At 67.1% G+C, this 23,704-nt stretch carries 13 protein-coding genes and 1 pseudogene; 11 read left to right on the forward strand and 3 right to left on the reverse strand.

Going from position 1 to position 23,704, the window contains the following annotated elements; translation table 11 throughout:
• Nucleotides 1-170: 170 nt before the first annotated feature.
• The 10 genes from Y887_RS16675 (at nt 171) to Y887_RS16720 (ending at nt 19,229) form a co-directional block, all read left to right on the forward strand.
• Nucleotides 171-2,831 carry a glycoside hydrolase family 3 protein gene (locus Y887_RS16675; protein WP_046965413.1) on the forward strand — a complete coding sequence of 887 codons (2,661 nt, stop codon included), beginning with the start codon at nt 171-173 and terminating at the stop codon, nt 2,829-2,831.
• A gap of 694 nt (nt 2,832-3,525) precedes the next feature.
• Nucleotides 3,526-6,435 carry a TonB-dependent receptor gene (locus tag Y887_RS16680; RefSeq protein ID WP_245879441.1) on the forward strand — a complete coding sequence of 970 codons (2,910 nt, stop codon included), beginning with the start codon at nt 3,526-3,528 and terminating at the stop codon, nt 6,433-6,435.
• Between the two features lie 74 nt (nt 6,436-6,509).
• Nucleotides 6,510-8,423: a beta-galactosidase gene (locus Y887_RS16685; protein ID WP_046965414.1), complete on the forward strand. Its 1,914-nt coding sequence runs from the start codon at nt 6,510-6,512 to the stop codon at nt 8,421-8,423.
• Entirely contained in the window at nt 8,417-9,784 is a 1,368-nt protein-coding gene (locus Y887_RS16690; RefSeq protein ID WP_046965415.1) for an APC family permease, read from the forward strand. The genes Y887_RS16685 and Y887_RS16690 overlap by 7 nt, the downstream gene beginning before the upstream one ends.
• Nucleotides 9,763-10,704 carry a carbohydrate kinase family protein gene (locus tag Y887_RS16695; RefSeq protein WP_245879440.1) on the forward strand — a complete coding sequence of 314 codons (942 nt, stop codon included), beginning with the start codon at nt 9,763-9,765 and terminating at the stop codon, nt 10,702-10,704. The genes Y887_RS16690 and Y887_RS16695 overlap by 22 nt, the downstream gene beginning before the upstream one ends.
• A complete protein-coding gene (locus tag Y887_RS16700; protein ID WP_046965417.1) occupies nt 10,701-12,125 on the forward strand; it encodes a 6-phospho-beta-glucosidase in 1,425 nt (474 codons plus the stop codon). The genes Y887_RS16695 and Y887_RS16700 overlap by 4 nt, the downstream gene beginning before the upstream one ends.
• 271 nt (nt 12,126-12,396) lie before the next feature.
• Complete coding sequence (locus Y887_RS16705; protein WP_046965418.1) at nt 12,397-13,860, forward strand: glycoside hydrolase family 125 protein; 1,464 nt, start codon at nt 12,397-12,399, stop codon at nt 13,858-13,860.
• Between the two features lie 114 nt (nt 13,861-13,974).
• On the forward strand, nt 13,975-16,320 hold the full coding sequence (locus Y887_RS16710; RefSeq protein ID WP_046965419.1) for a GH92 family glycosyl hydrolase: 2,346 nt from the start codon (nt 13,975-13,977) through the stop codon (nt 16,318-16,320).
• Nucleotides 16,321-16,518: 198 nt separating this feature from the next.
• Nucleotides 16,519-18,360 (forward strand): glycoside hydrolase family 35 protein, encoded by a 1,842-nt coding sequence (locus Y887_RS16715; protein WP_046965420.1) that lies wholly within the window; start codon nt 16,519-16,521, stop codon nt 18,358-18,360.
• A gap of 665 nt (nt 18,361-19,025) precedes the next feature.
• On the forward strand, nt 19,026-19,229 hold the full coding sequence (locus tag Y887_RS16720; RefSeq protein WP_046965421.1) for a hypothetical protein: 204 nt from the start codon (nt 19,026-19,028) through the stop codon (nt 19,227-19,229).
• 65 nt (nt 19,230-19,294) lie between these two features.
• Here the strand turns inward: Y887_RS16720 and Y887_RS16725 are convergent, their stop codons facing one another.
• On the reverse strand, nt 19,295-19,615 hold the full coding sequence (locus Y887_RS16725; protein ID WP_046965422.1) for a RebB family R body protein: 321 nt from the start codon (nt 19,613-19,615) through the stop codon (nt 19,295-19,297).
• Between the two features lie 388 nt (nt 19,616-20,003).
• Between Y887_RS16725 and Y887_RS16730 the strand changes: the two are divergent.
• Nucleotides 20,004-21,056, forward strand: a pseudogene (locus tag Y887_RS16730) (sialidase family protein); the annotation flags it as partial.
• A gap of 243 nt (nt 21,057-21,299) precedes the next feature.
• Here Y887_RS16730 and Y887_RS16735 read toward each other — a convergent pair.
• Nucleotides 21,300-22,046: a copper homeostasis protein CutC gene (locus Y887_RS16735; RefSeq protein ID WP_046965424.1), complete on the reverse strand. Its 747-nt coding sequence runs from the start codon at nt 22,044-22,046 to the stop codon at nt 21,300-21,302.
• Nucleotides 22,043-23,107 carry a glycosylasparaginase gene (locus Y887_RS16740; RefSeq protein WP_046965426.1) on the reverse strand — a complete coding sequence of 355 codons (1,065 nt, stop codon included), beginning with the start codon at nt 23,105-23,107 and terminating at the stop codon, nt 22,043-22,045. The genes Y887_RS16735 and Y887_RS16740 overlap by 4 nt, the downstream gene beginning before the upstream one ends.
• Nucleotides 23,108-23,704 lie beyond the last annotated feature (597 nt).

A 23,704-nucleotide genomic window follows, 5' to 3' on the forward strand; every position in this document is an offset into this window, starting at 1 on the left:
GGGGAGAGGGCCCCCCGCGGGGGGGGAGGGGGCCCCCCCGCGGGCCCACCCCCCGCCATCGCCCATGGCACGCATCCCCCCGCCGCGCCACACCCTCCACCTCGCCGCAGCTACTGCGGCACTACCAGAACAATGTCCAGCGGCCTTGGCCGCTGCCCAGGAGTGAATCCATGTCGTCCGTGTTTGTATCGCGCCTTGCCATGGCAGTGGGCCTTAGCCTGACGCTGCCGTGCCTCGCCCTTGCTGCCCCCGCCGAACGAAGCGGATCGCCCGAACAACGCGCCACCGCGCTGGTGGCGCAGATGAGCCGCGACGAAAAAGTGGCGCAGGCCATGAACGATGCGCCGGCGATTCCGCGCCTGGGCATCCCCGCCTACGAATGGTGGAGCGAAGGCCTGCACGGCATCGCGCGCAACGGCTATGCCACGGTGTTTCCGCAGGCAATCGGCCTGGCCGCCAGTTGGAACACTGCCTTGATGCAGCAGGTGGGCACGGTGGTCTCCACCGAGGCGCGCGCCAAGTTCAATCTGGCCGGCGGACCCGGCAAGGACCACAAACGCTACGCCGGGCTGACCATCTGGTCGCCGAACATCAACATCTTCCGCGACCCGCGTTGGGGCCGCGGCATGGAAACCTACGGCGAAGATCCGTTTCTCACCGGGCAAATGGCCGTGGGCTTCATCCGCGGCCTGCAGGGCGAGGATCTGAACCATCCGCGCACGATCGCCACGCCCAAGCACATCGCCGTGCACAGCGGCCCGGAACCGGGTCGGCATGGTTTCGATGTGGATGTGTCGCCACGCGATGTGGAGGCGACCTACACGCCCGCCTTCCGCGCGGCACTGGTCGAGGGACAGGCCTGGTCGGTGATGTGCGCGTACAACTCCCTGCATGGCACACCGGCCTGCGCGGCCGACTGGTTGCTCAATGGCCGCGTGCGTGGCGATTGGGGCTTCAAGGGCTTCGTGGTGTCCGACTGCGATGCGGTGGACGACATGACCCAGTTCCACTACTTCCGCCCGGACAATGCAGGCTCGTCGGCTGCAGCGCTCAAGGCCGGCCACGATCTCAATTGCGGGCATGCCTATCGCGACCTCGGCACGGCGATCGAACGCGGCGAAGTGGACGAAGCCTTGCTCGACCAATCGCTGGTGCGCCTGTTTGCCGCGCGCTATCGGCTGGGCGAACTCGCAGCACCGCGCAAGGACCCGTATGCGCGCCTGGGCGCCAAGGACATCGACAACGACGCCAACCGCGCACTGGCCTTGCAGGCCGCTGCCGAATCCATCGTGCTGCTGAAGAACAACGCCACTACCTTGCCGTTGAAGGCCGGCATGAAGCTGGCGGTGATCGGCCCCAATGCCGACGCGCTGGCCGCACTGGAAGCCAATTATCAGGGCACCTCCTCCGCACCGATCACCCCGCTGCTCGGCCTGCGCCAGCACTTCGGTGCGCAGCAGGTGCGCTACGCGCAAGGCGCGCCGCTGGCGGCCGGCGTGCCGGGCATGATTCCGGAAACCGCCCTGCGCAGCGACGGCAAGCCGGGATTGCGTGGCGAATATTTCGACAATGTCGACATGACCGGCCGCCCGGCGGTGGTACGCCAGGACCGCACCGTCAGCTTCAACTGGGATCAGGTCAGCCCGGCCAAGGGCGTGCCGGCCGATCGCTACGCAGTGCGCTGGAGCGGCGAACTACTGCCGCCGGGCGCGGGCGATTACACATTGGCCGTGCGCGTAGCGCGCTGCTTCGACTGCACCGGGCACGACCCGGTGCGGCTGTATATCGACGACAAGCTGGTCGTGGCAGGCAACGCCGAAGACAAGCACGTGCCGGCCGGCATGCACAACGCCGATGGCCGCAGCGTGGAAACCGTGCTGCATTTCGACGACACCCACCCGCGCAGGATCCGCCTGGAAATGGAACATCGCGGCCAGGACCAGGGCCTGCGCCTGGAATGGCTGGCACCGGCCGCCGCACAACTGGCCGAAGCCGAACAGGCAGTGGCGCAGTCCGATGCGGTGGTGGCCTTCGTCGGCCTTTCGCCGGATGTGGAGGGCGAGGAACTGCGCATCGACGTGCCCGGCTTCGATGGCGGCGACCGCAACGACATCGCCCTGCCCGCCCCGCAGCAAGCCTTGCTGGAGCGCGCCAAGGCCTCGGGCAAGCCGCTGGTGGTGGTGTTGATGAGCGGCAGCGCAGTGGCGTTGAACTGGGCCAAGGCCAACGCCGACGCCATCGTGGCGGCGTGGTATCCGGGCCAGTCCGGCGGCACCGCGATCGCGCGCGCACTGGCCGGCGAGGACAACCCCGGCGGGCGTCTGCCGGTCACGTTCTACCGCTCCACCAAGGACCTGCCGCCGTACGTCAGCTACGACATGAAGGGCCGTACCTATCGCTACTTCAAGGGCGAACCGCTGTTTCCGTTCGGCTATGGGCTGAGCTACACCAGCTTCGCCTACGACGCACCGCGCCTGTCCACCACCACGCTGCACGCCGGCAACACGCTGCAGGTGACCACCACGGTGCGCAACACCGGCAGCCGCGCCGGCGATGAAGTGGCGCAGGTGTATCTGCAGTACCCGGACCGCCCGCAATCGCCGCTGCGCAGTCTGGTCGGTTTTCAACGCGTGCACCTCAAGCCCGGCGAACAACGCGAACTCAGCTTTACGCTGGACGCCCGCGCGCTGAGCGACGTGGACCGCAGCGGGCAGCGCGCGGTGGAAGCCGGCGATTACCGCGTGTTCGTCGGCGGTGGTCAGCCCGGGACCGGCGCCGCCGGTGAAGCGGCGGCGTTGTCGATTTCAGGACGCTCGCCGTTGCCGAAATAATCGACGCGCCTGATACGCAACCGGCGGCGGCCTGCACGGCCGTCGTCGCCGACTTCATGCACGCGTGTTGCGGTGCATCGCATGAGAGCGACATCGTGGCGGTTTGCGGCCGAATTGGTGCGCAATCGGCAAGCAGGACGATGATGTCCGCACACACTTCACACCTGCTTGACAGACCCAGGCATGAGGTCTATCACTGGCTGCGGTCGGCAGCCGATGCCCTGGGCAATCGGCAACACGCACGACACACCTGGACGGCAACACCATTCCACACCGCACGCGCACTGGGAGAGGGTTGTATGCAGCAACGTCGTATCGACCAGCGCACCCGTGTTGCCGTGATCGCTGCCATGCGGGTGCAGCGCGCATGACCAAGCACTACAAACTGAGCGCCATGCGCTCGCGTTCCAAGTGCATCGCCGGCTACTCGCCGCCACGCCGCTGACGCCTGCAACGCTGTTCTAGCTGGCAGACGCTCCGGCGCCCTTTCCGTTCGGCCGTTGGCACACGCATCGCGCGTGGCGTGCAATGCCGTGCGCGCGCACCGCCGTGCAGACCGTCTGCCCTGACGCAAGGCATCGCAAGGCCGTTGCCCCCTGGCAACGCGGCCCAGCATCTGGCGAGGTGGCATGTGCACAAGCATGAGCGTTTGACCCGCAAGCAATTGATCGTGGCGATCCTGGCCGTAACCGGCATGACCTCGGCGGCCTGCGCCGTGGCCGGCACGGTGGAGGGAACCCTGAAGGAGCGCAGTAGCGGCAAGCCGGCCGCCAACGCAAGGGTGCGCATCGCAGGTACCGCATACAGCGCGGTGGCCGATGCGCGCGGGCACTTCGTCATCCACGACGTGCCGGCCGGGCAGTACGCACTGGCGCTGGACTACCCGGGCTTCAGCGCGGCAGACACCCGCATCCAGGTCGATGGCAGCGGTACTGCCGCGGTGGATCTCGCACTGGACGAGGTCAAGCAACTCAAGGCGGTCAGCGTGGTGCGCAACCGTTACGACGCCAGCGATCTCAAGATCAATGCGGCCAACACCGTCGATGTGCTGTCGGCCAACGACCTGCAGCGCACCGCCGTGCACAACGTGGCCGAAGCGCTAGGCCTGATCGCCGGCATCAACATCACCAGCACCGGCTCGGGGTACTTCGGCGGCATCGATGGCGCCGCGCGCGGCGAAGGCATGTTCGCCTCGGTGCGCGGGCTGCCGTCCGAATACAACGTCAACATGATCGACGGCGTCACCGTGGCGCAAGGCATGCCGTACAGCCGCAGCGTGCAACTGAGCCTGTTGCCGCCCACCGGCCTGCAGACCATCGTCGCCAACAAGACCTCCACCGCCGACATGGACGGCGATGCGATCGGCGGCACGCTGGATTTCCGCACGCCCACCGCCTACGACTTCAAGGACATCACCAGCGGCAGCGTCACCGGCAGCGGGCGGGTGGAAAGCCGTGCGCGCGACTACGGCGGCGATGGCCTGGGCGGCGGCTTCGGTGGTGAATTCCAGCACAAGTTCGGCGACGCGCAGCAATTCGGTGTGTATGCCAGCGCGTATTACGACTACCGCACCACCACCAACAGCGAGGTGGCCGCGGCCACCAGCGCGCTCAACGATGGCTCTTGGGAATATCTGAACACCGATGCCGACGGCCGCAACGCAGCCGGTTTCGATCCGCAACACAACCTCACCAGCACCGGCATGAACGTCGGCATCGCGGCCGGCTGGGAGCGTCGCTACGGCGGCAATGCCTCGTTCGACTGGCATGTGGACGACAGCCTGTCGCTGTATGCGCGCATGACCTACGCCTATGCCAAGACCGATCAAGGCACCACCTTCGTGCAGCTGCTGCCGCAGGATGTGAGCTATGTGCCGACCGGCACAGCCGGCGTTTTCACACCGAACATCGGCCGCATCGCGGCGCGGTTCTGGTACGAAACCAATCCGGAAATCGCCGACCTGGCCACCTTCCAGATCGGTGCGAAAAAGACCGTGGGCGGCTGGACCTTCATGCCCAACGTGTTCTACAGCTTCGGCGACAACGACCGCCCCGACCATGTCGAAATCGACGGGAGGCAGGACAAGTTCACCCAGGACAACTACCCCTATTCCGGCAATACCCTGGCGCGCTACGGCGGCGGTGCGTTCCCGTATCCGCAACTCACCCCTGCACTGCAGGCGCAGGTCAACAACATCCCGGCGTTGTATGCCAGCAGCTATGGCGAACTGACCAAGATCTATTCCGGCCAGAAGAAAGGCGGCGCGCGTTTCGATACCCGCTACGACTTTGCCGATGGCGCGCTGCGCTCGCTGCAGTTCGGGGTGAAGTACAGCAGGAGCCGTCGCAGCTTCAGCAACCGCGACTGGTATACCGGCGGGGTGGATGGCACCACCACGCTCGGCGATCTGGGTATCTTCACCGGCACCTACGCCTCGATCTTTCCCGGCAAATACGACTGGAACACGCCGCGCGTGAGCGAAGCGGCAGTGGCCGGCGTGATTGCGCAACACCTCAGCGACGACGATCTGGACACCTGCGGCAGCGCGTTCTACGTCAACAACTTCAACTGCAACACCATGCGCGGCACCGAGGCGGTGAGCGCGGCCTATGCCAGCGCCACCTTCACCATCGGCAATCTGGATATCGTGCCGGGCGTGCGCCTGGAGCACACCGCCATCGACAACACGTTCTGGGTGACCCCGGTGGATGCGGACGGCAACCAGGTCGCCGGCAACTTCGCCCATAACAGCACCACCTACAACGAGCCGCTGCCCAGCGTGTTCCTGACCTGGCGGCCGGATCTGCGCACCGCCTACCGCGCCTCGCTGTGGACCAGCTACACCCGCCCGGCATTCGTGCAGCTGGGCGGTGGCAGCCAGATCGGCATCTCCAACGGCGTCACCACCATCACCCAAGGCAATCCCGACCTGAAGCCGATCGAATCGACCAACCTGGATCTATCCGGCGAATGGTCCACCGAGCGCGGCGGCTTCTTCTCGCTGGCGGGCTTCTACAAGCAGTTGCGCAACTACATCTACGATGCCGGTTCGGCCCAGGCCAACGGCAGCACCACCGGCAGCGGCACGGTGCTGTACCACATGCCCACCAATGGCGGCGACGGCACGATCTACGGCGTGGAGCTGGCCGCGCGGCAGAAGTTCCAGGACCTGCCCGCTCCGTTCGATGGCCTGGGCATCAGCGCCAACGCCACCCGCCAGCATGCGCGCGCCGATCTCGGCCTGGACGGCTTCGACAACGAGCACATGCAGTCGGCCCCGTCGGCGATGGCCAACCTGGAGTTGTTCTACGAACACAGCGGGTTCTCGTTGAACCTGAGTTACCACTTCAGCAGTTCCTACCTGCTGGGCTACGACTTCCTGCACGAAGGCGCGCCGTGGAACGACCTGTGGGCACGCCCGACCCGGCGCGTGGATCTGCACACCGGCTACCGCTTCGACAACGGCGTGAGCATGGACCTGTCGATCTCCAACCTGACCAAGGAATACAGCTACTGGGCGCATGTGGGCCGCCGGAACCTGGCGATCTCCGACATCGTCGATGCCGGCAGTACCGCCTTGCTGACGGTCAAGTACGCGTTCTAGCGCACCGGCATGCGGCGCCGCGCCCCACCGGCGCGCTGCAACGCGGCTGCGTCCTTCCCCTGGCTGGAGACACCATGAAGCGCAGGACCTTGTGCACGTTTGGCCTGCTCGCCCCGTTCGGGCTGGCGGCAGCGGTACCGCCAACGCCGTCGCTGCATGCACCACAACCGGATGGGCAGGCGCATACGTTCGGATTCGCGCAGGGGCGCTTCACCCTGGACGGGCAGCCCTGGCAGCTGCGTAGCGGCGAAATGCATCCGCTGCGCATCGCGCGCGCCGATTGGCTGCACCGCATCCGCATGGCCAAGGCGATGGGCCTGAATACCATCGCGTTGTATCTGATGTGGAACGCGCTGGAACGCGAACCGGGGCAGTTCGATCTGGACACCGGCGAGCGCGACTTCGTCGCCTTCATCCGGCTGTGCCAGCAGGAAGGCATGTGGGTGTACCTGCGCCCTGGTCCCTATGTCTGCGCGGAATGGACGCTGGGCGGGCTGCCACCGTACCTGCTGCGCGAGCCAGGCATGCGCCTGCGCGACCGGACCGACACGCGCTACATGGCGGCGGTGCAGCGCTATATCGCTGCGGTGGCACCGCGGATCGCACCGCTGATGGCCAGTGCCGGCGGCCCGGTGCTGATGCTGCAGATCGAAAACGAATACAACATGCACGGCGCCGATGCGGGCTACCTGCAGGCCCTGGCCGCGCTGTGGCGCGCGCACGGCATCGATGGCCCGTTCTCGTTGGCCGAAGGCATGAAGGATCTGCGCCGACGCAAGGCCTATCTTCCCGGTGCTGCACTGGGACTGGATGGCGCCGATCTCGCTGAACTGCAGCAAGCAAGACAGATCGCAGGCAATGCGCCGGTGTGGGTGGCCGAAGGCTATCCGGGCTGGTTGACGCATTGGGGCGAAGACGCCTTCGCACAGCGCGACTACGCACCGATGCTGCAGCAGCTGATGGCCGCCGGTGACTCGTTCAATCTCTACGTGGTGCACGGCGGCAGCAATTTCGGTTTGAGCGCCGGTGCCAATGCCGAAGACGATGGTTCGCAATTCCAGCCCGCGCTGACCAGCTACGACTACAGCGCCCCGATCGACGAAGGCGGACGTGCCACGCCTGCGTATCTGAGGCTGCGAAACATCATCGCAACGCATACCGGCAGCGCGCTGCCGGCGCTACCGGCGCCGCCACCGCGCGCGCGTTTTGCGCCGGTCATGGCGCAGCCGATCGCCGCGCTGTGGGACAACCTGGGCACCGGGCCGCTACAGGTCGCACGCCCGACCGACAACCAGACCCTGCTCCGGCAGAACCTGGGGCTGGTGGTGTACCGGCGCCGCATCACTGCCGGTACGCATCTGCACCTGGGGCCGGTGCACGACTACGCGAGCGTGCAACTCGACGGCCGCGAGATCGGCCATGTCTCGCGCATGCGGCACGCACGCCTCAACAGCGATCCGCAGCTGGCGTTACCCAAGGCCACTTCCGATGAACGCACATTGGACGTCTTGGTCGACAGCTTCGGCCATATCAACTTCGGCCCGGCCCTGGGCGATGCGAAAGGCCTGCTTGGTCCGGTGCGGCTCGATGGCAGGGAACTGCGCGACTGGCAGGTGCGGGGCATGGCGCTGGACGGCGATGCGCCGCCCACGCTGCGGCCGTTGCAAGGTCGCCCCACCCGGCCTGGCCTGTTCTTCGCAACCGAGATCGCCCTGGACACGGTCGGCGACATCTACGTGGACATGCGCCAGTGGCGCAAGGGCTATCTATGGATCAACGGCCGGCTGCTCGGGCGGTACTGGGAGATCGGCCCGCAGCACTGCCTGTATTGCCCGGGCGCCTGGTTGCGGCCCGGCCGCAACGCGGTGCTGGTGCTGGATCTGCATCAACTGCAGCCCGCCGCCATCCACTGCGCCGACGGGCTGACCGCGGCGCTCAAACGCAGCAGCGACCCATCGCTCGCGCACGCAGGGCGCTGCGCATGTTGAGCGCCCCCATCGCACCGCCAGCGACCACGCTCGTCGCCGCGCCGCCGCGCACGCTCGGGGTCTGGAGCGCGCTGTCGGCCAATCTGCTCAACATGATCGGCATCGGCCCGTTCATCACCATCCCGTTGGCGTTGTCGGCGCTGGCCGGGCCGGCGGTGTTGCTGGGCTGGGTCGCCGGCGCGCTGCTGTGCATATGCGATGGATTGGTGTGGGCCGAACTGGGTGCGGCGATTCCGCGCTCCGGCGGACCGTATCACTACCTGCGCGAGGCCTACGGGCGCGAACGCTGGGGGCGGCTGTTCGGTTTTCTCTACCTGTGGCAGACGCTGTTGACCGCGCCACTGTCGGTGGGTTCGGCAGCGGTGGGCTGTGCGCAATACCTGGCGTTCCTGATGCCTGGGCTGAGCCAGAGCCGGCTCACTGCGATCGCGATGGCGCTGTGCGCGTTCAACACGTTGCTGCTGTACCGCAAGGTGCGCTCGGTGCAGCTGCTGTCGTTGCTGGTCAGCGCGGTGGTCCTGGGCGCCTGCCTGTGGATCATCGGCAGCGGCGTGCTGCATTTCGATGTCCGCATCGCCGACGCATTCCTGCATGCACGCCCCGCCTCGCCGCATGGGTTCTGGCTGGGCTTTGGCGCGGTGGCGCTGATCGCGGTCTACGACTACGGCGGCTACAACAACGTGTGCATGCTGGGCGGGGAAATCCGCAAGCCGCGGCGCACGATTCCGCGCGCGGTACTGCTCTCGATCCCGATCGTGGCGCTGCTGTACCTGGGTCTCAACATCACCCTGCTCGGGGTGCTGCCATGGCAGCAGGCCGCGCACTCCAAGGCGGTGATGGCCGACTTCATGCAGGCCATCTACGGCCCGGCCGGCGCCACGGTGGCGGTGGCGCTGATCGCGCTGGCCGCGTGGGGCTCGGCGCTGGTGGTGCTGCTGGGCTACTCGCGGGTGCCGTACGCCGCCGCTGCGGCCGGGCAGTTCTTCGGCGTGTTCGCGCGGCTGCATCCGCGCGGCGGTTTCCCCACCGTGTCGCTGCTGTTCGTCGGCGCGACCTCCACGCTGGCCTGTTTGCTGTCGCTGGACGATCTGATCGCCACCTTGATGATCATCCAGATCCTGTTCCAGTTTCTGGCGCAATGCCTGGCGGTGGTGCTGCTGCGTCGCAAGCGCCGCAGGCGTGCATTTGCGATGCCGCTGTATCCGTGGCCGCTGCTGATCAGCGTGTTCGGCTGGGTCTACCTGCTGGCGACCAGCCCGGGGCGACGCGTGCTCGCCGCGGTGCTGGCGCTGTGCGTGGGTAGCGCGGTGTATCTGCTGCAGGCACGGAGGGAGCGCGCATGGCCGTTCCAGCCGCAATGAGCGTTGTGCAGATCGCGGTGGTCGGCGAGGTCTACCTGGACCACATCTTCAGCGGCTTCGCACGCTGGCCGGCGCCTGGCGAGGAAGCGTTCGCGCAGCACTACCGGCGCGAACTCGGCGGCGGCACGCTCATCACCGCCTGCGCGCTGGCGCAGCTGGGCTGCAACGTGCGCGTGATCGGAGCGATCGGTGCGCAGGACCGTGCGCTGTTCGCACACCGCCTGGGCGACTTCGGCGTTTCGGCCGACGGGCTGGTCGACTCGCCCGGCGGTACCGGCGTGACCACCAGCGTCTCGCTGCAGGACGACCGTTCGTTCTTTACCTATGCCGGCGCCAATGCCGACCTGGCTGGGTTGCTGCTGCGCGACGACACCATCGCTGCACTGTGTGCGGCCACGCATGTGCACTTCGCACTGCCGCTGCCGGCCACGGTCGCGCGCAGCTTGCTGCCGCAGCTGGCGCGCGCCGGCTGCAGCACGTCGCTGGATGTCGGCTTCAGCCCGCAATGGCTCGCCGACCCGGACAACCGCGCCACCTGTCGCGCGGTGACCTGGTTCCTGCCCAACCAGAAGGAAGCCGCGCTGATGGGGTGCGGCGACAGCGTCGACGCCTGCGTGGCCTGGGCACAGGCGCAAGGCCTGCGCGAAGTGGTGATCAAACACGGTGCTGCCGGCGCGATGGTCGTCGATGCCGCCGGCGGCCGTTCGATTCCCGCGCCCCGGGTGCAACTGCGCGACAGCACCGGCGCCGGCGATGCCTTCGATGCCGGCTTCATCGCCGCGCGCCTGCACGGGCTGTCGCTGGACGCTGCCGCCCGGCAGGGCTGCCGGTGCGGTGCGGCGTGCTGCAGCGCGCTGGGCGCGCTGGACGGTCTGGCTTCCCTCCCTCCCCTTTTCTCCCCCACTGAGGACGTTCCATGAGCAGTTCTGTCGACAATCGCAAGCTGACCCTGATCGGCGGCGGCGGCGTGCGCACGCCGTTGGTGGTGTACGGCGTCAACGAAGCGGCCGAAGCGCTGGGCGCACGCGAGATCGTGCTGTACGACCCCGACCAGGAGCGCCTGGCATTGATGGTGGCGATGGGCCGCGCCATCGTGGCCGAGGCCGGCGGCAGCCTGCAGGTGCATGCGGCGCCCTCGCTGGAGGCGGCCATCGAAGGCGCACACTTCGTCCTCAACAGCATCCGCATCGGCGGCATCGCCCAGCGCGCGGCCGACGAGCAGACCATCATCGGCCACGGCTATTCCGGCCAGGAGACCACCGGCCCCGGCGGCGTGGCCAAGGCGTTGCGCACGGTGCCGGTGGCGATCGAGCAGGCGCGCATGATCGAGCGGCTGAGCCCGGACGCGTGGCTGGTCAGCTTCACCAACCCGGCCGGGCTGGTCACCCAGGCCATCACCGCACATACCCGCGCGCGGGTGGTCGGCATCTGCGACACCCCGGTGGAGCTGTTCCACAACATCGCCCGTGCGCTCGGCGAGCCGGCGTCCGACGTGGAATGCGATTACGTCGGCCTCAACCACCTGGGCTGGATCCGTGCGGTGCGCCTGCGCGGGCAGGACATCATGGATCGCATCCTCGGCGACGACGCCATCCTGCGTCAGCTCTACCTGGCGCCGCTGTTCGATGTCCAGATGCTGCGCGCCTTGCGGCTGATCCCCACCGAGTACCTGTATTTCTTCTACGAGCGCCGCCGCGCCCTGGACAACCAGCGCGCCAGCGGCGCCAGCCGCGGTGGCGAGATCGAGCGGCTCAACCGCAGCCTGATCGGCGACCTGGGCAGCCGCCTGCAGGCCGGCGACACCGCCGGCGCGGTGCAGACCTACGCCGCCTACCTGGCGCAGCGCTCCGGCTCGTACATGAAGCTGGAGGCCGAAGCCGGCTCGGCCTTCGCACCGGACATGGCGCCGCAACCTGACCCGTTCCGCGCCAGCACCGGCTATCACCGCATCGCTGTGGACGTGATGAGCGCGCTGACCGGCGCGCGCCCGGGCCGGCATGTGGTGAACGTGCGCAACCGCGGCGCGATGGCCGAGCTGGCCGACGACGATGTGGTGGAAATCGCCGCAGACATCGACCGCGACCGCATCGTGCCGATTCCTGCCGCGCCCCTGCCGGACGCGGTGCATGGCCTGGTGCGCGCGTTCAAGGCCTACGAACACGCCGCGATCGAGGCGGCGCTCAGCGGCAGCCATCGCGATGCCTGCAAGGCCATGCTGATCCATCCGGCGATCGGCGAGTGGAGCCCGTCGCAGCGCCTGCTCGACGCCTTGTTCGGGCACGACCACGACGACGGCCACTGCGCAGGCCCGGCGCACTGGCGCGGGCATGCGGCTGGGTGATGCGCCGGCCGCGGCCGTCGGCGTGGCCGGCACCACGCTGACGGCAGTGCCCGCTTCTCCAGCCGCGCCGCGCCATCTCCGCCGGCAGGCATCCGGCAGCGCCCGCCCCCCGAATTGTGCGAGCGCACTATGCAGTTTCGTCGCACACGTTGTATGGTCATCGGGAATTGGTCATGCATAGGTCTCATCGCCCAGGCTGCCGTCTCGCAGCCGCCAGCGCAGCGAGGACCATCGTGCGGATCGCCGGTTGAACCCATGGAGTCTTGAGGTCATGCATACCCGCCGCGACATCCTTCAGCTGCTCGGCACCAGCGCCGGTGCCGGCCTGCTGGCCAGCGCCCTGCCCGCCTTCGCGGCCGCGCCCGCTGCCGGTCCCCCCGCCGCCGCTGGCGCCTTCGTCAGCAAGCGCCCGCCCAAGGCGCAGCGCCGCTTCGTCAGCAAGGCGGTCGAGCAGCAGATCATGCAGATCAAGGCGCGCATCGCCGATCCCGAGCTGGCCTGGCTGTTCGAGAACTGCTACCCGAACACGCTGGACACCACGGTGGAGACCGGCACCCGCAACGGCAAGCCGGACACCTTCGTCATCACCGGCGACATCCATGCGATGTGGCTGCGCGATTCGTCTGCGCAGGTGCATCCGTACGTGCCGCTGGCCAGGCGCGATCCCGCGTTGCGACGCATGTTCCATGGCTTGATCCAGCGCCAGGCGGCGTGCATCCGGCTCGACCCGTACGCCAACGCCTTCCTGCCCGACGGCCAGACCCAGCGCCTGAAGTGGTCGCTCAACGACATCACCGAGATGAAGCCGGGTGTGGGCGAGCGTAAGTGGGAAGTGGATTCGCTGTGCTACCCGATCCGCATCGCGCACGAATACTGGCGCGCCACCGGCGATGCCGCACCGTTCGACGACGACTGGCGCGCGGCGATGCACGTGGTGGTCAAGACCTTCCGCGAGCAGCAGCGCAAGGACAACCGCGGCCCGTACGTGTTCCAGCGCCCCTCGCCGTTGGCCACCGAAACCCTGGTACTGGAAGGCTACGGCCAGCCGACCAAACCCAACGGCATGATCCACTCGATGTTCCGTCCCTCCGACGACGCCTGCGTGTTTCCGCTGTTCGTGCCGGCCAACCTGTTTGCGGTGACCTCGCTACGCCAGTTGGCAACGATGAGCACCGCACTGCATCGCGACGCCGCCTTTGCCGCCGAGTGCACCGCCCTGGCCGATGAAGTGGAAACCGCAACACACCAGTTCGGCCAACTGCGCGACAGCGACGGGCAGGCGTACTGGGCCTTCGAAGTGGACGGTTTCGGCAACCAGCTGTTCATCGACGACGCCAACGCCCCCGGCCTGCTCAGCCTGGCCTACCTGGGTTGCTGCGACCGGCGCGACCCGGTGTTCCTGCGCACGCGCCAGCTGGCCTGGAGCGAACGCAACCCGTACTTCTCGCGCGGCACTGCGGCCGAGGGCGTCGGCAGCCCGCATAGCGGCATGGGCACGATCTGGCCGATGTCGATCGTGCAATACGCGCTGGTCAGCGACGACGACGCGCAGCTGCGCCAATGCCTGCAGTGGCTCAAGACCACCCACGCCGGCACCGGCTTCATGCACGAAGCCTTCGACAAGGACACACCGAGCACGTTCACCCGCGACTGGTTCGCCTGGTCCAACACCTTGTTCGGCGAACTGATCATCGACCTGCACCAACGCAAACCCCAGTTGCTGCGCAGCGCCTGACTCCCCACCGGAAGGGCACAGCGTTCGACGCTTCCCTTCTCCCTTCGGGAGAAGGTGCCCGAAGGGCGGATGAGGGTACGGCGCACCCACCTCGTGACATCAGAGACCACACCCATGCCAACACGACGCGGCTTCCTCCAAGGCGCCATCGCAGCCGCCCTCTTCGGTAGCGGCGCTCTAGCAACCGGCCTCGCCCGCGCACGCGCCGGCATCTACGCACTGCCGGCCGATGCGCGCGTGCGCGCCGACCTCACCCGTCACGTGGACGTCTTCATCGGCACCGGTGGCCACGGCCACACCTTCCCCGGCGCGACCTTGCCGTTCGGCATGGTGCAGCTCAGCCCGGACACCTACAACGCGGTGTGGGACTCGTGCTCCGGCTATCACGAGTCCGACGGCTCGATCATGGGCTTTTCGCACACGCACCTGTCCGGCACCGGCATCGGCGACATGCTGGATTTCCTGCTGGTGCCCGCCACCGGCAAGGTCAAGCTGGTGCCCGGTCCACTGGATGACCCGGATGCCGGTTACCGCTCGCGCTACGACCACAGCGATGAAGCCGCCTCGCCCGGCTATTACCGCGTGCGGCTCAAGGACAGCGGCGTACATGCCGAACTCACCGCCACCGCACGCGCAGGCCTGCATCGCTATCACTTCCCCAAGGGCAAACCGGCGCACGTCCTGCTGGATCTCTGCCACGGCATGCAGGACAAACCGGGCATTCCCACCCGCGTCAGCGACGCCCAGTTGCGCGTGGTCGATGCCCAGACCCTCACCGGTGGCCGGCGCGTCTACCAATGGGCGCAGGGCCGCTATATCTATTTCGCCATGCGGCTGTCGCGGCCGTTCAAGCAGGTGCAGCTCTACAACGAAGACCAGCCGCTGGCCGCCGGCACGCTCAGCGCCGATGGCGTGCATCTCAAGGCCGCACTGCACTTCCCCGATGCCTCCGATGCGCCACTGCTGATCAAGGTCGGCATCTCTGCGGTCAGCGCCGACAATGCGCTGGCCAACCTGGATGCGGAGCTGCCGGACTTCGACTTTTCCCGCGTGCATGCGCAAGCGGTGGCCGCGTGGGAGAAGGAACTGGCACGTGTGCGCATCGACAGCGACGACGACGCGCAACGACGCATCTTCTACACCGGCCTGTATCACAGCCTGCTGGCGCCGACGCTGTTCAGCGACGTGGACAACCGTTACCGCGGCATGGACCTGCAGATCCATACCGCACCCAAGGGCTACCACAACTACAGCACCTACTCGTTGTGGGACACCTACCGCGCCGCGCATCCGCTGCTCACGCTGGTGCAACCCGAGCGCGTTCCCGACCTGGTGCAGTGCCTGGTACGCGGCGCCAACGAATGCCCGGATGGCGTGGGTATCTGGCCGCTGCAAGGCGTGGAAACCGGCTGCATGATCGGCTACCACTCGGCCGTGGTGCTGGCCGAAGCGCATGCCAAGGGCTTTGCCGGCATCGACTACACCGCCGCCTGGCCGGCCTACCGCAAACGCGCGATGGACGACACCACGCACGGCCTGGCGTACTACCGCAAGCTTGGCTACATCCCCGCCGACAAGGTGGACGAAGCGGTCAGCCGCACCCTCGAATACGCCTATGACGACTGGGCCTGCGCGCACCTGGCGCAGGCTGCCGGCGCAACCGACGATGCACGCGCGCTGCGCGCACGCTCGCGCAACTACCGTAATGTATTCAACCGCGACAGCGGCTTCGTGCAGGCGCGCCTGGAAGACGGCAGCTGGGCCAAACCGTTCGACCCGCGCGGCATGGGCCACATCGCCAAATGGCGCGACTTCACCGAATCCAACGCCTGGCAGGCCACCTTCCTCAACCAGCACGATCTGTACGGTTACATGGAGTTGTACGGCGGCCGCGACGGTTTCGTCGCCAAGCTGGACGAACTGTTTTCCACCAGCTCCGAATTGCCGGCCGATGCGCCGCCGGATATCGATGGCCTGGTCGGCCAGTACGCGCACGGCAACGAGCCCAGTCACCACGTGGCGTATCTGTTTGCCTACGCGGGCCAACCGTACAAGACCCAGGCGATGGTGCGCCGCTTGCTGCGCGAGCAGTACCACGACGCACGTAATGGCCTGTCCGGCAACGAAGACTGCGGGCAGATGAGCGCCTGGTTCGTGCTCAGTGCGCTCGGGCTGTATGCGGTGGACCCGGTCAGCGGCAACTACATCCTTGGCAGCCCGTTGTTCAAGCGTGCAGAACTCGACGTCGGCAACGGCCGCACGCTGCGCATTCTCGCCGACAACACCAGCGCGCAGAACGTCTATGTGCAATCGCTGAAATGGAACGGCAAACCCATCAACCGCGCCTGGCTGCGCCACGCCGACCTGGCCGCGGGCGGCACACTGGAATTCAGTATGGGCGCAAGGCCCAACCTGGCCTTCGGCGCCAACAAGGAGGATCTGCCGCCGTCGTTCGCATAGCGCACTTCACCGGCATCGCGCTCACCGCAATGGGAGGCCGCCCTGTCCTTCTCCCGCAAGCGGGAGGCTTGCCCTTCCCTTCTCCCGCAAGCGGGAGAAGGTGCCCGAAGGGCGGATGAGGGCCGACACGCAAGCGGCCTCACAAAAAACAATCCACCACCCTCGTCACCAGTCACTCGTCACCGCCGAGAATCGCCCATGTTGCGCACCACCCTCACCCCTCTCGTCCTGGCCCTGGCCTTTGCGCTTCCCGTCACCGCGATCGCCCAGGACGCCCACACCTGGCCCAGCGTCGGCACGCAGGGCACGCAGTTCGTGCGCGACGGCAAGCCGTATCAGATCCTCTCCGGCGCCATCCATTTCCAGCGCATTCCACGCGCGTACTGGAAGGATCGCCTGCAAAAGGCGCGCGCCCTCGGCCTGAACACCGTGGAGACCTACGTGTTCTGGAACCTGGTCGAACCGCAGCAAGGCCAGTTCGACTTCGCCGGCAACAACGATGTGGCCGCCTTCGTGCGCGAAGCCGCCGCACAAGGCCTCAACGTCATCCTGCGCCCCGGCCCCTACGCCTGCGCCGAATGGGAGGCCGGCGGTTATCCGGCGTGGTTGTTCGGCAAGGACAACATCCGCGTGCGCAGCCGCGACCCGCGCTTTCTCGGCGCCAGCCAGGCCTACCTGGATGCGGTGGCAAGACAGGTGCAACCGCTGCTCAACCACAACGGCGGCCCGATCATTGCCGTGCAGGTGGAGAACGAATACGGCTCCTACGACGACGACCATGCCTACATGGCCGACAACCGCGCCATGTTCGTCAAGGCCGGCTTCGACAAGGCGCTGCTGTTCACCTCCGACGGTGCCGACATGCTCGCCAACGGCACCCTGCCCGACACCCTGGCAGTGGTGAATTTTGCGCCAGGCGAAGCCAGGAGCGCGTTCGACAAACTGATCAAGTTCCGCCCCGAACAACCGCGCATGGTCGGCGAATACTGGGCTGGCTGGTTCGATCATTGGGGCAAGCCGCACGCCAGCACCGATGCCAGGCAACAGACCGAAGAGCTGGAGTGGATCCTGCGCCAGGGGCACTCGGCCAACCTCTACATGTTCATCGGCGGCACCAGTTTCGGCTTCATGAATGGCGCCAATTTCCAGGGCAATCCCAGCGACCATTACGCGCCGCAGACCACCAGCTACGACTACGACGCCATCCTCGACGAAGCCGGCCAGCCCACGCCCAAGTTCGCGCTGATGCGCGATGCCATCGCCCGCGTCACCGGCGTGCAACCGCCCGCGCTGCCGGCACCGATCGCCATGGCCGCACTGCCGCAAACCCGGTTACGCGAATCCGCCTCGCTGTGGGACAACCTGCCCGCACCGATCGCCATCGACACCCCACAGCCGATGGAACAGTTCGGCCAGGACTACGGCTACATCCTCTACCGCACCACCATCACCGGCCCGCGCAAGGGCCCGCTGTATCTGGGCGAAGTGCGCGATGTGGCACGGGTCTACCTGGACCAGAAACCGGTCGGCAGCGTTGAACGCAGGCTGCAGCAGGTGTCCACCGACGTGGACATTCCCGCCGGCCAGCACACCCTGGATGTGCTTGTCGAAAACAGCGGACGCATCAACTACGGCCTACGCATGGCCGATGGCCGCGCCGGCCTGGTCGACCCGGTGTTGCTGGACAACCAGCAGCTCACCGGTTGGCAAGCCTTCCCGCTGCCGATGCGCTCGCCCGACAGCATCCGCGGCTGGACCCGCAAGCCCGTGCAGGGCCCCGCCTTCCACCGTGGCAGCCTGCGCATCGGCACCCCCACCGACACCTATCTGGACATGCGCGCCTTCGGCAAGGGCATCGCCTGGGCCAACGGCGTGAATCTCGGCCGGCACTGGTCCATCGGCCCCCAGACTGCGCTGTATTTCCCCGCGCCGTTCCAGCGCAAGGGCGATAACAGCGTGGTGGTGTTCGACCTGGACAGCACCGCCAAACCCGGCGTGCGCGGCCTGAAACAGCAGGTGTGGCTCAAGCCGGAGAAGTGATCGCGGCACCGTCACGCAGGTCCTGACGGTGGTAGGCGACTGCAATGCTCGCGCCCCTCTCCCCTGGCGAGAGGGGTTGGAGTTGAGGGTACGAGGCGATCGGCCGGCACCAGAGCGCAGCGCGCCGCACGCGTGAAATCCCGTGTTTGCCTGGAAAGCCAACAGCGCACGCAGGCACTGCCCCGCCGTGCCATGCGCGTGCCTCCAAGCAGATCAAAGCGACGCCGTACCCTCATCCGCCCTTGCGGGCACCTTCTCCCGATGGGAGAAGGGATCCCCCCCTCTCCCAACGCGAGAGGGGTTGGGGTGAGGGTACGGCTCAAGCTGCCCGCACTGCATGGCCGCATGCAGCCAGCCTGCGCCGGGCACATCCCCGCGCAAATCCACGGTCCGGCCAGCAGCGTTATGACGCGGACACAGTGCGTGCCCAGCCCTGCGCCACCGTCAAACCCGCCGCGGGCCAACTCCGCGTCAGCCGCCCTGGCTCCCCGCCCTTCAGACCGCGCCCTGCGCGCCGCTATCTGGAACTCCGGTGCACCTGTACCGCCTGCTGCCGCCCTGGTATCGGGCGGACCATATTCCAGGCAAGATCACCGGCTGACACCGTTACGAGGGCGCTTTGGTTGCTACGTAGACGGCCTGATTGCAGGTTCCAGGAGCGTTGCATGTCGTCGTCCACCGTTGTTGCCGAAGAGTCCACCTCCGCTGTCCCGGAGCACACCCAGCACGCATTTGCCCAGCAGCTTCACAGCAAGCCCATGGACAGCGCCGAAGCGGCGCACACCATGACCTTCCTGTGCCAGACCCAGTCGGCCAAGAAGCCGCAGACGCTGTTGCCGCCGCAGGTCCGCGACGAGAACGCCGCCTAAGCACGCCCAAACGCGTGCACCGTTGGCATGCGCGTGATGCGCATGCCAACGCCGGATCTGCAGCGTTACTTGAACGCGTTGAGCACTGTCAGCAGGCTGGTCAGGTGATCGGCCGTGCCTGTCTGGGCAACCTGCTCGGTGGCATCGGCTGCCGTCGTGGTATCCACACTGTAGATCTGCATCACGCCCTGGTTGGTCGCAGACTGCGCCAGCGTGTTGCGCTGCTGCTGCGCCGCCACTGCGTTCTGAAACAGGATGCCGGTCGCGTGGGCCATGCTCTGGTAGATCGTGGCCATTGCCATGGCAGGCGCTTGCCCGATGACCTTGACGTTGGACTGCGTGACGGCATCGGTGATCTGATCGTTGACTGCGGTTGGGAAAGCCATGCTGCGCTCCTGAGTGGACGGACGCACGGCGTTACGCGCCTTTGAAAGCCGAGTTCGGCGCCTGTCGACCGCATCGCGGTAGACAGACCGGCCGCAGGGCACAGCACACCATGCCCTTCCGATAACGGCGTACAGACCTACGACTGAATCCTCGCAATGGGGCTTCGCAATGTGCGTCGCAGTTAGCTCGGCAACGTTCTGCGCAATGGCCTGAAGGCAGGGTCGGCGCGGTCAGGCCGGCGGCGGCCAGCCAGCGCAACGGCGGGCGGGTGTGATGACACCGCAACTGCTCACAATGGTCGAGGACCACGGCCGCCCGGACGACCGACGCACATGGTATTTGATTGATGATAAATAGGTATCTTTAAAATCCGCACAGGACTGGACCATGACGCACTCGCCACGCCTGCTGATCGGCCTTGTCGCCAGCCTTGCCGCCGTTGCCGCCGGGGCACAGCCGCCCGCATTACCGCCTTCGCCGATCGTGCTCAGCGAGTTCATCGCCGACCCGCCACCCACTCCGCAGGCGCACGCATCCACCTTGCTGGAAACCCGCGACGGCCATCTCTTGGCGGCCTGGTTTGGAGGCGCACACGAAGGTGCGGCCGACGTCGGCATCTGGCTGACCCGGCGCGACGCGCAGCACTGGCAGCCACCGCGCCGTATTGCCGATGGCACGCACGCCGGCAAGCAGGGAGCGACCGTACCGGCCTGGAATCCCGTGCTGTTTCAATCGGCCACCGGCCCGGTGCAGCTGTATTACAAGCTCGGCCCCAACCCACGGCAGTGGTGGGGGCTGCGCGTGACCTCGGCCGACGAAGGAGCGCATTGGTCTGCGCCGCAGCAGCTGCCCGACGGCATCCTTGGACCGATCAAGAACAAACCGCTGCAACTGCCCAGTGGACGCATCCTGGCCCCCAGCAGCAGCGAAGACCGCGGTTGGCGCGCGCACCTGGAATGGAGCGACGACGACGGGGAGCACTGGCAGCGCGGCCTGCCGCTCAACGCCCCCGGCGTGATCGGTGCGATCCAGCCCAGCCTGCTGTTGCACGGCGATGGCCGCCTGCAGGCCCTTGGCCGCAGCCAGCAGAACAGGCTTTTCAGCACCTTTTCGCACGATGGCGGCCTGCATTGGCAACCCATGCGATTGCTGGACGTGGAAAACCCCAACTCCGGCACCGACGCGGTGATGCTGCGCGACGGCCGCGCCCTGCTGGTCTACAACCCCGCCCTCGCCGGCAAGGATTGGTGGGAGGGGCGCGGCACGCTGGCGGTGGCGGTGTCCGGCGATGGCGTGCACTGGCAGCGCGTGCTGACCCTGGAAGACAGCGCCAGGGACGAATTCTCGTATCCGGCGGTGATCCAGACCCGCGACGGCCTGGTGCATATCAGCTACACCTGGAAGCGCCAACGCATCAAGCACGTGGTGCTCGATACAACACTGCTTGCGGGCCAGGGCGGCAACTGACCGTCGCGCCAAGCGCTGCTGCCGGGTTGATCACGCGTCTCGCGCCAACACGGCCACAGCATCACCACGCCCAGCGTCTCAGCGTCTCAAAGGCAGTGCGGTCCAGCGACCTCGCCGCCATCGTGCGACCGCCCTTCTCCCGCTTGCGGGAGAAGGTGCCCGACGGGCGGATGCGGGCCGCGCTGCACCAGGCGCAAACACAGCGGCTCGGCACATTCAGCCATCGGCAGCAGCCGGAGTACCCAGCACCTGCACAATCCTGCGCACCCGCTGCACGTCGGTGCGCTGGTAATCGCCGCCCAGGTCGCTGATGTAGGTATGCGGCGCAGGCACCTGCGCAGATACCGGGCCGCGCGCGGATGCATGGAATTCGCAGGCACCGGTCCTGGCGCGCAGATCGGCGACATTGTGCTCGGACACACCGGCGCCCGGCATGATGCCGATGCGGCCGGCGGCCTGCTGCACCAGCGCGGCGATGACGTCCACGCCCTCGATGGCACTGGCGCGTGCCCCGGAGGTCAGCACGCGTTCGCAGCCCAGTGCGATCGCATCCTCCAGCGCGCGCGCAGGCTCTGCACTGACGTCGATCGCACGATGGAAGGTCACGCCCAGCGATCCGGCCGCATCGATCAACACCCGCATGGTGTCCATATCGACCTGGCCATGGCGATCCAGCGCACCCAGCACCACGCCATCGCAGCCCAGTCGTACGCACTGCTCCACATCGCGGCGCATCGCCTCCACTTCGGCGGCATCGAACACGAAGTCGCCCACGCGCGGGCGGATCAACACATACAACGGAATCTGCAAACGCTCACGCACCACCGCCAGCGTGCCGTACGACGGCGTCAACCCGCCGCCATCCAGCCCGCCGCACAGTTCCACCCGCATCGCACCGCCATCCTGTGCGGCCAGGGCCGAGCCCACCGAGTCGGCGGCGACTTCCAGACCCGGCGCGCTCACGCAGCCGGCTCGGTGGTGTAGTGGCTTTCGCCGGGCACCAGCAGGTCCTGCCGCGTTGCATCGCACACCGCGTAACTGAAGCCTTTCTGGATCGCAAACGCGCCCACCTCGCCACGTTTGTTCATCGCCAGAAACCCGACCTGCAACGTACGCGTCAACTCCGGCTTGCGGTGGATCAACCGCATCACCACCTCGCGGCAGGCGTCGGCCGGCGACTTGCCCTGGCGCATCATCTCCACCACTGCAAAACTGCCGACATTGCGGATCACCTCTTCGCCCACGCCGGTGGAGGTCGCGCCGCCTACCTCGTTATCCACGTACAGGCCGGCACCAATGATCGGGCTGTCGCCAACCCGGCCATGCATCTTCCACGCCATGCCGCTGGTGGTGCAGGCACCGGACAGGTTGCCGTGCGCATCCAGCGCCAACATGCCGATGGTGTCGTGATTGTCCTTGCCGCCGGGCAGTTTGGCATCGCGCCACGCGCGGTTTTCCACATTGGCTTCCGGCGAATACTTGGATGTCTTCAACCACTGCTTCCACGCCGCTTCCGAGCTGGGCGTCAGCAACTTGGTCTTCGGAAAGCCCTGTTCCAACGCGAACTGCCGCGCACCGTCGCCGACCAGCATCACGTGCGGGGTCTTTTCCATCACCGCGCGCGCCACCGAGATGGCGTGCACCACATCTTCCAGCGATGCCACCGCGCCGCAATTGCCCAGGTGATCCATGATGCAGGCATCCAGCGTCACCCGACCGTCGCGGTCGGGATAGCCGCCCAGGCCGACGGTGGGATTGGTCGGGTCCGCTTCAGGCACGCGCACGCCCGCTTCCACTGCATCCAGCGCAATGCCGCCGGCACTCAGGATTTTCCACGCGGCCTGATTGGCGGCCACGCCGAAATCCCAGGTCGAGATCACCCGTGGCGCGCCCGCCGGCAAGACCGCAGGGCGCACCGCTGCGGTGGATTTCGCTGCGGCCTGCGCACGCGCGCTCCACCCGGCCAGGCCGGAAGCGATGGCGCCCAGCGTGGCGCTCTTGAGGAAATGACGACGTTGAATCATCCAGGCGAACTCCATGACGGAAACAGATGCCGCGCACCGCGCCGCAGCCTCCCATCATGCGACAGCGCTGGCCGCGGATAAACCGCATTGCCGTGCGCAACCGGTGCGGATCCATGCACAACCGCGCGTGGCTTGGCGCGGCTGGCAACAGGCGGCGGGCAATCGATCGCGGGCAGTCCTCAGGTTGGGGATGGCGCGCTCAGCGCCGCAGCGGAGGCGTGGCATGCCGCACCGGTCGCGTTCGCCTTGCGATGAGCGCAGTCGCCTTGTTAGCCGCTCTTCTGTCCAGCTGGTGCGCAGCGTCCTCTCCGGTGCGGCAAGCCAACATCCGCCAGGCAGGGATACCGCCTCGCAGAAGGCCTGCGCACCGCGCGGCCATCGGCACAAGCAGCAGCCGCTGTTGGCTGGACAGCGACTGCGGTGAGCGGACGAGACACCCACAGACGGCAGCCACGACGCAGCACCAACCACCGTCAAACCCAACTGCGTGCCCATCACGAAAAAAATCTTGCTTCGGTTAACCCCATTTCCCGCGCTGGCCCGTTTTACCTACAGAGGCGCAGTGCACGGCGACCTCGGGCTGTCTGGTTGTTACCC

This window comes from Xanthomonas pisi DSM 18956 (assembly GCF_001010415.1).
Lineage (GTDB): Bacteria > Pseudomonadota > Gammaproteobacteria > Xanthomonadales > Xanthomonadaceae > Xanthomonas > Xanthomonas pisi.

What these genes read in the sequence shown, in the direction of transcription:
- Y887_RS16675 (WP_046965413.1), top strand. Translation starts at nt 171, where the DNA reads ATGTCGTCCGTGTTTGTATCGCGCCTTGCCATGGCAGTGGGCCTTAGC.
- Y887_RS16680 (WP_245879441.1), top strand. Translation starts at nt 3,526, where the DNA reads ATGACCTCGGCGGCCTGCGCCGTGGCCGGCACGGTGGAGGGAACCCTG.
- Y887_RS16685 (WP_046965414.1), top strand. Translation starts at nt 6,510, where the DNA reads ATGAAGCGCAGGACCTTGTGCACGTTTGGCCTGCTCGCCCCGTTCGGG.
- Y887_RS16690 (WP_046965415.1), top strand. Translation starts at nt 8,417, where the DNA reads ATGTTGAGCGCCCCCATCGCACCGCCAGCGACCACGCTCGTCGCCGCG.
- Y887_RS16695 (WP_245879440.1), top strand. Translation starts at nt 9,763, where the DNA reads ATGGCCGTTCCAGCCGCAATGAGCGTTGTGCAGATCGCGGTGGTCGGC.
- Y887_RS16700 (WP_046965417.1), top strand. Translation starts at nt 10,701, where the DNA reads ATGAGCAGTTCTGTCGACAATCGCAAGCTGACCCTGATCGGCGGCGGC.
- Y887_RS16705 (WP_046965418.1), top strand. Translation starts at nt 12,397, where the DNA reads ATGCATACCCGCCGCGACATCCTTCAGCTGCTCGGCACCAGCGCCGGT.
- Y887_RS16710 (WP_046965419.1), top strand. Translation starts at nt 13,975, where the DNA reads ATGCCAACACGACGCGGCTTCCTCCAAGGCGCCATCGCAGCCGCCCTC.
- Y887_RS16715 (WP_046965420.1), top strand. Translation starts at nt 16,519, where the DNA reads ATGTTGCGCACCACCCTCACCCCTCTCGTCCTGGCCCTGGCCTTTGCG.
- Y887_RS16720 (WP_046965421.1), top strand. Translation starts at nt 19,026, where the DNA reads ATGTCGTCGTCCACCGTTGTTGCCGAAGAGTCCACCTCCGCTGTCCCG.
- Y887_RS16725 (WP_046965422.1), bottom strand. Translation starts at nt 19,615, where the DNA reads ATGGCTTTCCCAACCGCAGTCAACGATCAGATCACCGATGCCGTCACG.
- Y887_RS16740 (WP_046965426.1), bottom strand. Translation starts at nt 23,107, where the DNA reads ATGATTCAACGTCGTCATTTCCTCAAGAGCGCCACGCTGGGCGCCATC.